Here is a 13,247-nt window from a genome sequence, read left to right as displayed (position 1 = left end):
AGGCTTTGGCGGAGTCATGGGGGGCTCTGCCCCCGCCGCCTTCGGCGCCTCCCCCGAGATATTTAGAGAACAAAGTGGGGCCCCATCTTCTGACTGGAAGTATCCCGGGGGTGCGGGGGCAGAGCCCCCGCTTTATCTTACAAGCCGCATGGCCTAGCCGTTTTCGCGCAGGATGCTGCCGGCGAGGTAGAGCGAGCCGCAGATCAGGATGCGGGCATTTGGGGCCTTCGCGGTGATCGCCGTGATGGCTGTTGCCACGTCCGGCGCTTCCACCGCGGCCAGCCCGGCTTTTCGTGCAGCTTCGGCCGTTTCAGCTGCAGGCAGGGTGGCGGTTTCGCCGGGGATCGAGACCGCGTGGAGCGACGCGGCCTGCGCGGCCAGCGGGCGCAGGTAGCCGCCGATATCCTTGGTGTTGAGCATGCCACAGATCAGATGCGTGGGTTTCTCCGGCAGGGTGGCCAGCAGCGCGGCGAGGGCCTCGCCTGCGCTCGGGTTGTGGCCGCCGTCGAGCCAGAGCTCCGCCGTGCCTGCGCGCTCCACAAGCGGGCCTTCCTTCAGTCGTTGCATCCGGGCCGGCCAGACCGCATCCCGCAGCGCGCCTTCGCAGGCGGTTTCGCCAAAGCCGAGGCAGCGCAGGGCGGCGATGGCCATTCCCGCGTTTTCGACCTGATGCGCGCCCTGAAGCACGGGCAGCGGCAGGTCCATCAGCCCATTTTCGTCCTGATAGATCAGCCGTCCGCGTTCTTCCCAGACGTGCCAGTGCTGGCCATAGGTGAAGAGCGGCGCGCCGAGGCGGGCGGCGCGGGCTTCGATTACCTCAAGCGCGGCCTCTTCCTGACGCCCGACAATGCAGGGCACCCCGCGCTTCAGGATGCCAGCCTTCTCACCCGCGATCTCAGGCAGGGTTTCGCCGAGGAACTGCTGGTGGTCGATGCTGACCGGGGTGATCACGGTGAGCGCGGGGGTCTCCACCACATTGGTGGCGTCGAGCCGGCCGCCGAGGCCGACTTCCAGAAGCGTGTAATCCGCTGGGCTGCGCGCGAAGGCCAGCAGGCCGGCCACTGTCGTGATTTCGAAATAGGTGATCGCCTCGCCGCCATTGGCGGCATAGCACTCGTCGAGCACCTCGGTGAGCGCTTCTTCGGTGATCAGGTCACCCGCCAGCCGGATACGCTCGTGAAAGCGCGCGAGGTGGGGCGAGGTATAGGCGTGGACGGACTTTCCGGCGGCCTCAAGCCCGGCGCGGACCATTGCCTGCGTGCTGCCCTTGCCATTGGTGCCGGCGATATGGATCACCGGCGGCAGGGCGCGCTCGGGGTGGTCGAGCGCCGCCAAGAGCCGCCAGACACGATCCAGCGTGAGGTCGATGATCTTCGGATGCAGCGCCATCATCCGGGCGAGGATGGCGTCGGAGCCCGCGCCTGCTGCGCTCACGGCTTGGCTGCGTCCTTGGTTTCGCCCTTGTCAGATGCCGCATCGCCCTTGTCTTTGGCGGCCGCGGCCTCTTCCGGCTTGGCTTTTACGTCGGATTTGGCGTCCGGTTTGGCCTCAGCCTTCGCGTCAGCGGCGGGTTTGGCCGGGGCCTCCGGCGCATCCGAAACGTCTTCGGGCTTGGGCAGGGCGCCCGCGACGGAGGAGGGCTGTTTCATCAGCATCCGGCAGATGGTGATCAGCTCGTCGCGCAGGGCGCGGCGGTCGGTCACGCGATCCAGCATGCCGTGGTCCAGCAGGTATTCCGACCGCTGGAAGCCCTCGGGCAGTTTCTCGCGGATCGTCTGTTCGATCACGCGGGTGCCCGCGAAGCCGATCAGCGCGTTGGGCTCGGCGATCTGCACGTCGCCCAGCATGGCGTAGGAGGCCGTCACCCCGCCCGTCGTCGGGTGGGTGAGCACCACGATATAGGGCAGGCCCGCCTCTTTCAGCATTTCGACGGCCACCGTGGTGCGCGGCATCTGCATCAGGCTCAGGATGCCTTCCTGCATCCGTGCGCCACCGGCGGCGGAGAACAGCACCATCGGGCAGCCGCGCTCCACCGCGCGTTCAGCCGCGGCGATGATCGCGTTGCCCACATACATCCCCATGGAGCCGCCCATGAAGGCGAAATCCTGCGCGGCGGCGACGATCTGGGTGCCGCCCATCTCGCCTTCGCCCACCAGCATGGCCTCTTTCTCGCCCGTCTTCTTGACGGCGGCCTTCATGCGGTCGGGGTATTTCTTCTGGTCGCGGAAATGCAGCGGATCGGCCACCACGTCGGGCACTTTCACCTCAACGTAGATGCCGCCGTCAAACAGCGCATCGAAGCGCTCGCGCGGGGTGATGGCGAGGTGATGGTTGCAGTTGTGGCAGACCTGCAGGTTGTCCGACAGCTCACGGTGGAACAGCATGGTTCCGCATTCGGGGCATTTCGTCCAGAGGTTCTCGGGCACCTCGCGGCGCGAAAACAGCGAGTTGATCCGAGGGCGGACGTAGTTGGTGATCCAGTTCATACCGGTGCGTATCCCCTGTGCCAGTACCTGTGCCTGTGTTGCGCACTGAAATAAGGTGCACCCAAGGGAAATGCAATCAGACCTTGAGCGCCAGCCGGATCGCGAGCCAGCCACAAAGGATCAGGCCGAGGTCGATCAGGATCAGCGGATCGCCCGCGGGCAGGTCGGCGAGCGTGAAGGGCAGTGTGTAGAGCGCTAGGCCCGAGAGCGGCCCCGGCGGGCTGACGAGCAGGATGCCGAAGGCATTGTTGGCGAAATGCAGCGCGGTGGCCGGGCCGAGGCTGCCGGTGCGCGCCGTCAGATCGGCCGCAACCAACCCGAAGGTGAAGGACCATGCCACCACCATCAGCGCGTTGCCCCCCATGCCTTGAGGGTCGTAGTGGCCGAAGGCAAAGAGCGCAGAGGGCAGTACCATCCAGACAAGCGGGCTTGCAAAGCGCGCGGCGAGTTGCTGCTGGATGTAGCCTCGGAAGAAGATCTCCTCGGCGAACACCTGAATAAACAGCGCCGCCAGAGAGATCGGCAGGAACAGGAGCCAGCGTGGAAGCGCCAGCCCCGGGGCGAGTTCCGGCATCACGTAGGGCGGCAGCGCGAAGATCACGAACTCGACTGCGAGGATCGCCACCAGCGCCACGCGGAAGCTGGCCCAGAACCGCGCCCTTGGGCCCATCAGAGAGGCGAAATCGCGCCCATGCAGCAGGCTTGCAGCCCCGAAGCAGCCGATCACCATGAAGGCGAAGCCCACCAGCAGCCCCAGCGTGGCCATCGGCGTGCCGAGATCCTCCCAACTGGCACCGGCTGGGCCGCCGTCCAGCGCGGCGAAGGCCACGTAGATCGCGCTTCCCATGATCATGTAGAGCGCGCCTGTCCCGAGGATGCCGACAGCCAGTCGCCACAGCGCCGGTTTGGCGCGGGCGGGGGCCACGAAGGCCTCATGGGGGGCGTAGGCGGAAGGGCGAAGCAGGCTCATCGGCGCGACGCTACCCGCAGGGCCTAAAAACCGCAATCGCGCTTGTGGAATCCGGCCTCATTGCCTATTCCCGAACGCAGCCAATTTCTGGGAGGTTCTCCATGCTCAAGCCGCCGTTCGACAAATCCAAACTGCCCAGCCGCCACGTGACGGAAGGCCCGGCCCGCGCGCCGCACCGGTCCTACATGTACGCCATGGGCCTGAGCGAAGCGGAAATCCATCAGCCGCTCGTCGGCGTGGGCACCTGCTGGAACGAGGCCGCCCCCTGTAACATCGCGCTGAACCGTCAGGCCCAATCTGTGAAGATGGGCGTGAAACAGGCGATGGGCACTCCGCGCGAATTCACCACCATCACCGTGACCGACGGCATCGCCATGGGCCACGAGGGCATGCGCTCCTCGCTGGCCTCCCGCGAAGCCATCGCCGACACGGTGGAGCTCACCATGCGCGGCCACTGCTATGACGCGCTCGTGGGCCTTGCCGGTTGCGACAAGTCCCTGCCCGGCATGATGATGGCCATGGTGCGCCTGAACGTGCCCAGCGTCTTCATCTACGGCGGCTCCATCCTGCCGGGCCGCCACAACGGCCAGGACGTGACGGTGCAGGACGTGTTCGAGGCCGTCGGCCAGCACCAGGCCGGCAACCTCTCCACCTGCGAGCTGGAGAAGCTCGAAGCCGTGGCCTGCCCCTCCGCGGGTGCCTGCGGCGGCCAGTTCACCGCCAACACCATGGCCTGCGTGTCTGAAGCGATCGGCCTTGCGCTGTTCAACTCCTCCGGCGCGCCCGCGCCTTACGAGAGCCGCGATCAATACGGCGAGGCTTCGGGCCGCGCGGTGATGAACCTGATCGAGAAGAACATCCGCGCGCGCGACATCGTCACCCGCGACGCAATGATCAACGCCGCGCGCATCGTGGCCTGCACCGGTGGCTCCACCAACGCCGGCCTGCACCTGCCCGCCATCGCCCATGAAGCCGGGATCGAATTCTTCCTCGATGACGTCTGCGACATCTTCCGCGACACCCCTTATTTCGTGGATCTGAAGCCAGGCGGCCAGTTCGTGGCGAAAGACCTCTACGAGGCCGGCGGTGTGCCCGTGGTGATGAAAGAACTCGACAAGGCCGGCCTCATCATCCGCGACTGCATGACGGCCTCTGGCTACTCCATCGGCGAAGAGCTGGACAAGATCAGCCGCGAAGCCGATGGCCGCGTGATCCATTCCGTCGCCGCGCCGCTGACCAAGACCGGCGGCGTCGTGGGCCTGAAAGGCAACCTCGCGCCGGAAGGCGCCATCGTGAAGGTGGCGGGCATGACGGCGGAGCAGCAGGTCTTCTCCGGCCCGGCCCGCGTGTTTGAATGCGAGGAAGAGGCCTTCGCCGCCGTGCAGGCCCGCGAATACAAGGAAGGCGAGGTTCTGGTGATCCGCAACGAGGGCCCCTCCGGCGGCCCCGGCATGCGCGAAATGCTCGCCACCACGGCTGCGCTTTCGGGCCAGGGTATGGGCAAAAAGGTGGCGCTGATCACCGATGGCCGCTTCTCCGGCGCGACCCGCGGCTTCTGCGTGGGGCACGTTGGGCCGGAAGCCGCTCATTGCGGACCGATCGCGTTGCTGAAAGATGGCGATCGGATTACGATCGACGCAATCAAAGGTGAGATCTCGGTGGCCCTGAGCGACGAGGAACTCGCTGAACGTAAGGCAAACTGGGCAGGCCCCCGCGAAACGATCTACGCCTCCGGCGCGCTGTGGAAGTACGCGCAGCAGGTGCAAGAAACCTATCGCGGTGCCGTGACCCATCCGGGCGGCAAAGCGGAGAAGCATGTCTATATGGACCTCTGAGGTCGGATCGAACCTGAGCGTGGCGGCCAGAGCGGCCGGCGCGCTCCTCCTGCTGGTGGCCGCCGCAACGCAGGCCGCCGCAGCCCCCTCCCAATCAACGGCACAATCCCAACGTCCCGCGGCCTCCAAGGTCAGCGTGTCCGAGCCCGCCGTGGTGATCACCGGGCCGTCCGGCTACTGCATCGACGTGGACGCTTCGCGCCAGCGCGGCACGGAGGCCTTCGTGTTGCTGGGCAGCTGCGCCGCCATCACGCAGGATCCCGGCCTGCGCGAACCGGAGGTGCGCGCGGTGCTCACGGCCACCGTCTCCGGCCTCGGTGAAGGCTACACCATCGCCCAAAGCCTGCCGGTGCTCGATCGCTTCTTCCGCTCCGAGGATGGTCTGCGCGTGCTCAGCCGCGATGGGCGCTCCGAAACCGTGGAAGTGCTGGAGACCCGCAGCGAAGGCAGCGTCTTCTACGTGCGCAGCCGCGATACGGGCACGCGCACCGCGCCGGAACTGGGCGAAGACTACTGGCGCGCCTTTTTCGATGTGGACGGCCATATCATTTCCGCCACTGTGGCTGGCACCCGCCAGCAGCCCGTTGCCGAAAGAGACAGCTTCGCGGTGCTGAAATCCTTCGTCGGAAAAATTAGCCACGCAAACTGATCTTAAGGTGTTGCCTGCAGAGTGAAGCCTTGGGATGATTGCGCATGTCACCGGCGCAGGAACCGGGCAGGAATGCGTACAGCAGTACGGGCAGGAATACGGGCAGGAAGACGGGGCAGTCTGCACATGGCCAAACGGATCGATACGCCGCTGGATCGGCTCCTGTTCAAACGCAGCCTTGCGCGCTGGAAACGCGTGGCAGGCGCGGCGGAACAGGCCTCTCCTGCGGAGTTGCGTACCTGGCGTGGCCGGGCACGGCAGTTGCGCGGCCAACTCGACAAGCTCTCCTACATCGCCGACAGCCGCCTTGCGCTGCCGCTGATCGGCTCCACGGCGATCCAGAAGCCGATGTTCTGCGATTGGGCCTATCGGCCCGAACTGTGGCGCGGCCCGCTGACGCCGCCGGGCCGGGCCTCGGTGCAGACGCAGGAAAAGATCGGCCATGAGGTGACCGTGTACCACGATTGCTCCATCTCCGAGCTGACCGTGCGCCAGATCCGCAACACGCGGGAAGAGGATCTCGCCCCCTTCGGCCTTCGGATGGACGTCTTTCGCTTTGACGGCAGCTTCCTGTCGCTCGCCATCGACCTCCCGGAAGAAGCCGCCCACGGGCTGCGCAAACGCCACCTCGTGAAACTGGACGCCATCGTTGAGCTGGAAAAACCGCTGGAAATCTTCGCGCGGCTCAATGTCAAACACGGGCCCAACACCGAACAGATCGTGCGTGAACTGCCCTGGCAGGAGGAAGACGTGTCGGTCGAGTTCGACATGACCTACACCAAGCTGAACGAGAAACGGGTGGAACGGATGTGGGTGGATTTCATCTTCGAGGGCCCGGAGATGAACCAGATCATCCTGCGCGATCTCACCCTCACCCGCCGCCCCCGCGCCGAGCTTTAGGAGGCCCCAGACATGTCCGACCCCACGCTGACCAAAAGCCGCATCCAGGCAGGCACCTGGGAAGGGGTGCTCACGATGGAAAGCGCCGAAGCCCCCGAGATCGACGTCACCCACCTTGAGACCGCAATCGAAGGCGTCACGCTCACAGCCATCGAGGGAACACCCGGCCAATGGCACCTGCGCATCCCGATCCCGGCCGCCGCACTGTCAGACGGGGTGCAGACCTTCCTGATCCGTTCAAAGCCCGACGATGTCACGCTCGGAAGCTTTGCCATCCTCACCGGTGAGCCCATGGCCGAGGACATCCGCGCCGAGATGGACCTGCTGCGCGCTGAGTTGGACATGCTCAAACGTGCCTTCCGCCGCCATTGCGTCGAAACATTGGGTTAGACCTGCATCACGCATTTCCTGCGGAGCCTTCGGCCCGACCCAGGACTCAGCGGGGGCTCTGCCCCCGCACCCCCGGGATATTGCCGGCCAGAAGAAGATGGGCCCCCACTTTGTTCTGTAAATATCTCGGGGGAGGCGCCGAAGGCGGCGGGGGCAGAGCCCCCTAGGACGCAGCAGGTTTGCCCCAATCCGCGTCCTGCATCTCGCGCAACCGACTGGCCGTGCGTTCGAATTCAAAAGTGCCTTCGCCTTCAAGGTAAAGCATTTCCGGTTCCGCTGCCGCCGAGCAGATCAGGCGCACTTTGGCTTCGTAGAGCGCGTCGATCAGGGTGACGAAGCGTTTGGCCTCGTTGAAATTGCTGCGCGAGAGATTGGGGATGTCGTCCACCACCAGCACACGCACGGCCTGCGCGATGGCAAGGTAGTCCGCCGGGCCAAGCGGTTTGCCGCATAGCTCGAAGAAACTCGCCCGCGCTACGCCGTTTCGGTAGGCGGGAAGCACCACTTCGCGGCCCTTGACCGGCAGCATCAGCGGCGCGGCCTCGCCACCTGACAGCGCAGCCCAAACGGAACGGATCTTGGCGCGCGCCGCCGCGTTGATCGGTGTGAAGTAGACCTGCGCGCCGGAGAGCCTGTCCTGCCGGTAATCCGTCGGGCTCACCAGTTCATGCACCACCATGCGATCTTTCAGCAGTTCGATGAAGGGCAGGAACAGGTGGCGGTTCAGACCGTCCTTGTAAAGATCATCTGGCACCCGGTTCGAGGTTGTCACCACCACCACGCCTGCCGCGAAGAGCTTGTCAAACAGCCGCCCTACGATCATCGCGTCGGTGATGTCGGAGATCTGCATCTCGTCAAAGGCCAGAAGGCGCACTTCGGCAGCCACGGCATCGGCCACGGGCTGGATCGCATCCTCCACCCCGCTCTTGCGCGCCTCGTGCAGGGCGGCGTGGATCTCCTGCATGAAGGCGTGGAAATGCACCCGGCGTTTCTGCTCGATCGCGAGGTTTTCCACGAAGAGATCCATCAGCATCGACTTGCCGCGCCCGACTCCGCCCCAAAGGTAAAGCCCCTCAGGTGTTTTCGGCGGTTTGCTGAAGAGCCCGCCCAGCACCCCGCGCTTGCGGGTGGTGGCGGTTTCCAGATGCGCGCGGATGTCCTGCAGGAGGGGCAACACCAGCTCCTGCGCCGGATCGGGGCGGATCTCGCCTGCCTTCACCTTCGCTGCGTAGATCTCGCCCAGTGTTGCCATTGCCGACACGTCCTTTTGCCCTCGCGGCCTTCCCTTGCCAAAAAACCGGCGCGCTGCCAAGCGCTGCCTGCCTCTGTTCGCCCCTGCAGATGGGCCCCTTCACAAAAACTGAATTGACCGCGCCGCCCTGCTTTCGCCATCGTGGCCCGGCTGTGCAGGAGAGAGACATGCAAGAGACGCGCGCGCCCCTTTTCACCCCGGTCCTGATCGGCGGCTGTATCGTGATCATGATCAGCTTCGCCATTCGGGCAAGCTTCGGTGTGTTCCAGATTCCGATTGCGGAAGAGTTCGGCTGGCTGCGCGCGGAGTTCTCGCTTGCCATCGCGATTCAGAACCTCGCCTGGGGCGTGGGCCAGCCGATTTTCGGCGCGATTGCAGAGAAATTCGGCGACCGGAAGGCGGTGATCCTTGGTGCACTCACCTATGCGGCGGGGCTTGTGCTTTCGGCTTATGCGATCACGCCGGGCGCGCATCAGTGGATCGAGATCCTCGTGGGTTTCGGCATCGCTGGCACCGGCATGGGGCTGATCATCGCCATCGTCGGGCGAGCCGCTTCAGACGAAAACCGCTCCATGGCCTTGGGCATCGCCACGGCGGCGGGCTCCATGGGGCAGGTGATCGGCGCGCCCACCGCCGAGTGGCTTCTGGGCTTCATGAGCTGGCAGAACGTCTTTCTCGTCTTCGCGGCGGCCATCCTGCTGGCGCTTCTGGTGCTGCCAATGATGCGCGCGCCGGTGGCCAACAAGGCCGACATCGAGGAGAGCATGAGCGAGATCCTCGGCAAGGCCTTCCGCGATCCGAGCTACACGCTAATCTTCCTCGGCTTCTTTTCCTGCGGCTACCAGCTTTCCTTCGTGACGGCCCATTTCCCGGCCTTCGTGACGGAGATGTGCGGCCCGATCCAGCCCGGCGGGATGCTCTACTCTGTGGGCATCACCACCACCTCCGCCCTCGGCGCGGTGGCGATCTCGCTCATCGGGCTGGCCAATATCGGCGGCACGCTGTTTGCGAGCTGGCTCGGCAAGCGCTACTCCAAGAAATACCTGCTTGCGATCATCTACACCCTGCGCACCATCGTGGCCGCCGCCTTCATCATGCTGCCCATCACGCCAACGAGCGTGGTGCTGTTCTCGCTCGCGATGGGCTCGCTCTGGCTGGCCACCATTCCGCTCACCTCCGGCCTCGTGGCCTATATCTACGGGCTGCGCTACATGGGCACGCTCTACGGGTTTGTCTTCTTCAGCCACCAGTTGGGGAGCTTCCTCGGCGTCTGGCTCGGCGGGCGGATGTATGACCTGACGGGCGATTACACCGCCGTCTGGTGGGTAGGCGTGGGCGTCGGGGCTTTCTCAGCCATCGTGCATCTGCCGGTGAAGGAAATTCCGCTCAAGCTGCGCGGATCACCCGCCGGAGCGGCCAACGCCTGAGCAGTCTTTCCCTCAGGAACGGGCTGAAATCGTAAGACTTTAGGGTTTTGTGAAACCGTCGCGGCAGCCTATGCTGGGACCGGATACGAAATGCGCGCTCACCACATGGCCCAAGACGAAGGCAAAACAAGACGGAGTCCGCCCTATGCCCGCCAGTTCATCGCTCACAAACCGCCTCGGCTTTCTCGCTCTTGCTTTTGGTCTTGCCGCCGCGCCCGCTGTTGCCTTCGAGGGCAGCGTCAGCACCGATACCGTCGATGACACGCCCGTCTATTCGCCCTTCGCCGGCCGCGCCTACCCGGATCAGGTGCTCTTCGGGGATCTGCACTTCCACACCGAGATTTCCTTTGACGCCGGCCTGATTGGCACCTCGCTGAACGTGCATGACGCCTTCCGCATCGCGCGCGGCGAGAAAATCCGCTCAAACACCGGCCAGCCGGTGCAGCTGATCCGGCCGCTGGATTTCCTCGCCGTCACCGAACACGCCGAGATGATCGGGCTGGCCACCGCCATCCGCAAAAGCGATCCGCGCCTGTTGCAGGACGATTGGGGCGCACGCATCCACGCGCTCTTCAACGGCGGCCAGCAGGACCGCATGGCCGCCTTCGGTGAGATCATCGAGATCGGCACCGTGCGCGGGATCGACCCGACGGCAGGACTGGGGCTGGATGGCGATCTCTGGGTGGATCTCGTGGAGACGATCGACGAGTACAACGAGCCCGGCGTCTTCACCTCGCTTGCGGGCTTTGAATGGACTTTCACCCCGCAGGGCGACAACCTGCACCGCGTGATCCTCTTTGCCGATGGCGCCGAGAAGACCTCCGCCACGCGCCCGCTCACCTTTTTCGATGCGCCCGACCCGGAGCTTTTGTGGGATTACCTCGCTGCCTATGAGGAGAAAACCGGCGGGCAGGCGATCTCGGTGCCGCACAACGGCAACATGAGCAACGGGCTGATGTTTCCCGAAACCCAGTTCGACGGCTCGCCCCTGACGGCAGAATACGCCGCCAAGCGCATCCGCTGGGAGCCGATGCATGAGATGACGCAGATCAAGGGCGACGAGGAAACCCACCCAATGCTCTCGCCCGACGACGAGTTCGCCGATTTCGAGCGCTGGGACGTGGCAAACCTCTCCGGCACCGCTGCGAAAACGCCCGAGATGCTGCAATACGAACACGCCCGCTCGGCGCTGAAGCTGGGCCTGAAGATCGGCCGCGATATCGGCGTGAACCCCTACAAGTTCGGCATGTATGGCACCACCGACGCCCATACAGCGATCCCCACCACGCGGGAGGACAACTACTTCGGCAAGTACCAGCACACCGAGCCCTCGCCCAACCGCCACACCATCGAGGTGATCCCGGCGGATGACCCTGCCTTGCGCATCCTCACCGCACAGGAATCCGCGGCCGGGCTCACGGCGGTCTGGGCGCGGGAAAACACCCGCCGCGAGGTATTCGGCGCGCTGACCCGCAAGGAAGCCTACGCCACCACCGGCACGCGGATGCGCGTGCGCGTGTTTGGCGGCTGGGGCTTTGAGGAAGGTGATCTGAACAGCACCGATTTCGCCGCCACCGGCTACAACGGTGGCGTGCCCATGGGCGGCGATCTGCGGGCCGCGCCCGATGGCGCCACCCCGCGCTTCCTCGTGCGCGCCCTGCGCGATCCGGATGGGGCCAATCTGGACCGCGTCCAGATCATCAAGGGCTGGCTGGATGCAAAAGGCGATACCCACGAGCGGATCTATGACATCGCCGTCTCAGACGGACGCGAGATCGGCAAAGATGGCCGCGCCCGCACGCCGGTTGGCTCCACCGTGGATGTGGCCTCGGCCACCTACACCAACGCCATCGGTGCCGTGGCGCTGCAGGGCTACTGGGAAGACCCGGAGTTCGACGCCGCGCAGGACGCCTTTTACTACGTGCGCGTGCTGGAGATCCCGACCCCGCGCTGGACTACCCATGACGCCGCCTTCTTCGGCGTGCCCCTGCCCGAGACCGTCCCGGCGGAAGTGCAGGATCGCGCCTATACCTCGCCGATCTTCTACACGGCAGCGCGCTGACACCCCCGGCGAGAGCCCCCCGCCCGCGTGCCTTTGCGTGCGAATTATGTTAACATGAAGCAGTGGAAGCCTTCTGCGCGCGCCTGCTAATCGCCCGGCTGCGCACCGGCTCCACTGTTTCAGAATGGCATATTTCGTTGCATTTCAGGGGGGAAAGACCATGAAGAAATACGTGATCGAACGCGATCTGCCCGGTGTCGGCGGCATGAACGCGCAGGAGCTTTGCGGCGCAGCGGCAAAATCCAATGAAGCCCTCGCGGAACTCGCTGGCCATGTGCAGTGGCAGCATTCCTATGTGACCGGCGACAAGACCTTCTGCGTCTACCTTGCCGACAACGAAGACGCGGTGCGCAAGCACTCCGAACTCAGCGGCTTCCCGGCCAATGTGATCACCGAGGTCGTCACGGTGATCGATCCGACCACCGCGAACGCCTGAGGGCGGCTGCTACAGATCGAATGTCGCGAAAACGGGCGCGTGGTCTGAGGGTTTCTCCCAGCCGCGCGCCGCGCGCAGGATGCGGCTGGAGTGCGCCGCGCCCGCGATGTCGGGCGTTGCCCAGACGTGATCAAGCCGGCGGCCCTTGTCGGCCCCGTCCCAATCCTTCGCCCGGTAGGACCACCAGGAATAGAGCCGCCCGTCGGGGATGTCGGCGCGGGTCACATCCACCCAGTTGCCGGCCTCCTGCACCTGTGCGAGGTACTCCACCTCGATCGGCGTATGGCTGACGACCTTCAGCAGCTTCTTGTGATCCCAGACGTCATCCTCGCGCGGCGCGATGTTCAGATCGCCCACGAGTATGGATTTCTCAGGCGCAGCGGCATGGAAGCTGTCGCGCATGTCGGTGAGGTAGTCGAGCTTCTGGCCGAACTTCTCGTTCACGTCACGGTCCGCCACATCGCCGCCCGCAGGCACGTAGAAATTATGCACCGTCACGCCATTTTCCAGCCGCCCGGCGATATGACGGGCATGGCCGAGGCTGGCGAAATCCTCGCTGCCGGCTTCTTCCATCGGGATCTTCGAGAGGATCGCTACCCCGTTGTAGCCCTTCTGCCCGCGCGCCACCATGTGGTGATAGCCCAGCGCCCGGAACCCCTCCAAAGGGATCTTCTCCACCGGGCTCTTGCACTCCTGCAGGCACAGGACATCGGGCATCTCCTCCTGCATCAGCTTCAGCACGATCTCTTCGCGCAGGCGCACGGAGTTGATGTTCCAGGTGGCGAGGGTGAAGGGCATGGGGCGGCTCCGCTAGGCGTTTGGGGCAAAGGCAAAGAAGGC

12 protein-coding genes are annotated in these 13,247 nt (G+C 65.0%); 7 read left to right on the top strand and 5 right to left on the bottom strand.

The genetic code is table 11. The features are described 5' to 3' along the window. Positions 1-153: 153 nt before the first annotated feature. The 3 genes from KVX96_RS03220 to KVX96_RS03210 all read right to left on the bottom strand — a co-directional run bounded on the left by KVX96_RS03220 (position 154) and on the right by KVX96_RS03210 (position 3,456). A complete protein-coding gene (locus tag KVX96_RS03220; RefSeq protein WP_261195370.1) occupies positions 154-1,392 on the bottom strand; it encodes a bifunctional folylpolyglutamate synthase/dihydrofolate synthase in 1,239 nt (412 codons plus the stop codon). 38 nt (positions 1,393-1,430) lie between these two features. After that, a complete protein-coding gene (gene accD, locus KVX96_RS03215) occupies positions 1,431-2,486 on the bottom strand; it encodes an acetyl-CoA carboxylase, carboxyltransferase subunit beta (RefSeq protein WP_261192789.1) in 1,056 nt (351 codons plus the stop codon). A gap of 76 nt (positions 2,487-2,562) precedes the next feature. Then, positions 2,563-3,456: a CPBP family intramembrane glutamic endopeptidase gene (locus tag KVX96_RS03210; RefSeq protein WP_261192788.1), complete on the bottom strand. Its 894-nt coding sequence runs from the start codon at positions 3,454-3,456 to the stop codon at positions 2,563-2,565. Between the two features lie 101 nt (positions 3,457-3,557). Between KVX96_RS03210 and ilvD the strand changes: the two genes are divergently transcribed. The 4 genes from ilvD to KVX96_RS03190 all read left to right on the top strand — a co-directional run bounded on the left by ilvD (position 3,558) and on the right by KVX96_RS03190 (position 7,230). Continuing rightward, positions 3,558-5,291 carry a dihydroxy-acid dehydratase gene (ilvD, locus tag KVX96_RS03205; protein ID WP_261192787.1) on the top strand — a complete coding sequence of 578 codons (1,734 nt, stop codon included), beginning with the start codon at positions 3,558-3,560 and terminating at the stop codon, positions 5,289-5,291. Then, the gene (locus KVX96_RS03200) at positions 5,272-5,940 is read left to right on the top strand and encodes a hypothetical protein (protein WP_261192786.1); all 669 of its coding nucleotides are present in this window, start codon (positions 5,272-5,274) and stop codon (positions 5,938-5,940) included. Before ilvD ends, KVX96_RS03200 begins: the two co-directional genes overlap by 20 nt. 126 nt (positions 5,941-6,066) lie before the next feature. Further along, complete coding sequence (locus KVX96_RS03195; RefSeq protein ID WP_261192785.1) at positions 6,067-6,840, top strand: DUF6478 family protein; 774 nt, start codon at positions 6,067-6,069, stop codon at positions 6,838-6,840. A gap of 12 nt (positions 6,841-6,852) precedes the next feature. Then, positions 6,853-7,230, top strand: coding sequence for a hypothetical protein (locus tag KVX96_RS03190; RefSeq protein WP_261192784.1), 378 nt, complete (start codon positions 6,853-6,855; stop codon positions 7,228-7,230). A 163-nt stretch (positions 7,231-7,393) separates the two neighbouring features. Here KVX96_RS03190 and zapE read toward each other — a convergent pair whose 3' ends face one another. Then, positions 7,394-8,482, bottom strand: coding sequence for a cell division protein ZapE (gene zapE / locus KVX96_RS03185; RefSeq protein ID WP_261192783.1), 1,089 nt, complete (start codon positions 8,480-8,482; stop codon positions 7,394-7,396). Between the two features lie 167 nt (positions 8,483-8,649). On the opposite strand from zapE, the gene KVX96_RS03180 reads away from it, so the two are divergent. The 3 genes from KVX96_RS03180 (at position 8,650) to KVX96_RS03170 (ending at position 12,407) form a co-directional block, all read left to right on the top strand. Further along, complete coding sequence (locus tag KVX96_RS03180) at positions 8,650-9,909, top strand: MFS transporter (RefSeq protein WP_261192782.1); 1,260 nt, start codon at positions 8,650-8,652, stop codon at positions 9,907-9,909. A gap of 145 nt (positions 9,910-10,054) precedes the next feature. After that, positions 10,055-11,971, top strand: coding sequence for a DUF3604 domain-containing protein (locus tag KVX96_RS03175; protein ID WP_261192780.1), 1,917 nt, complete (start codon positions 10,055-10,057; stop codon positions 11,969-11,971). 160 nt (positions 11,972-12,131) lie between these two features. Continuing rightward, the gene (locus KVX96_RS03170; protein WP_261192778.1) at positions 12,132-12,407 is read left to right on the top strand and encodes a DUF4242 domain-containing protein; all 276 of its coding nucleotides are present in this window, start codon (positions 12,132-12,134) and stop codon (positions 12,405-12,407) included. 9 nt (positions 12,408-12,416) lie between these two features. On the opposite strand, the gene KVX96_RS03165 is transcribed toward KVX96_RS03170, so the two are convergent. Beyond that, entirely contained in the window at positions 12,417-13,205 is a 789-nt protein-coding gene (locus tag KVX96_RS03165) for an exodeoxyribonuclease III (protein ID WP_261192777.1), read from the bottom strand. Between the last annotated feature and the right edge of the window lie 42 nt (positions 13,206-13,247).

It is taken from the genome of Pseudoruegeria sp. SHC-113, assembly GCF_025376885.1.
Lineage (GTDB): Bacteria > Pseudomonadota > Alphaproteobacteria > Rhodobacterales > Rhodobacteraceae > Pseudoruegeria.
Note: the sequence above shows the minus strand (reverse complement) of the source record. Positions and strands in the feature narration are given on the sequence as shown.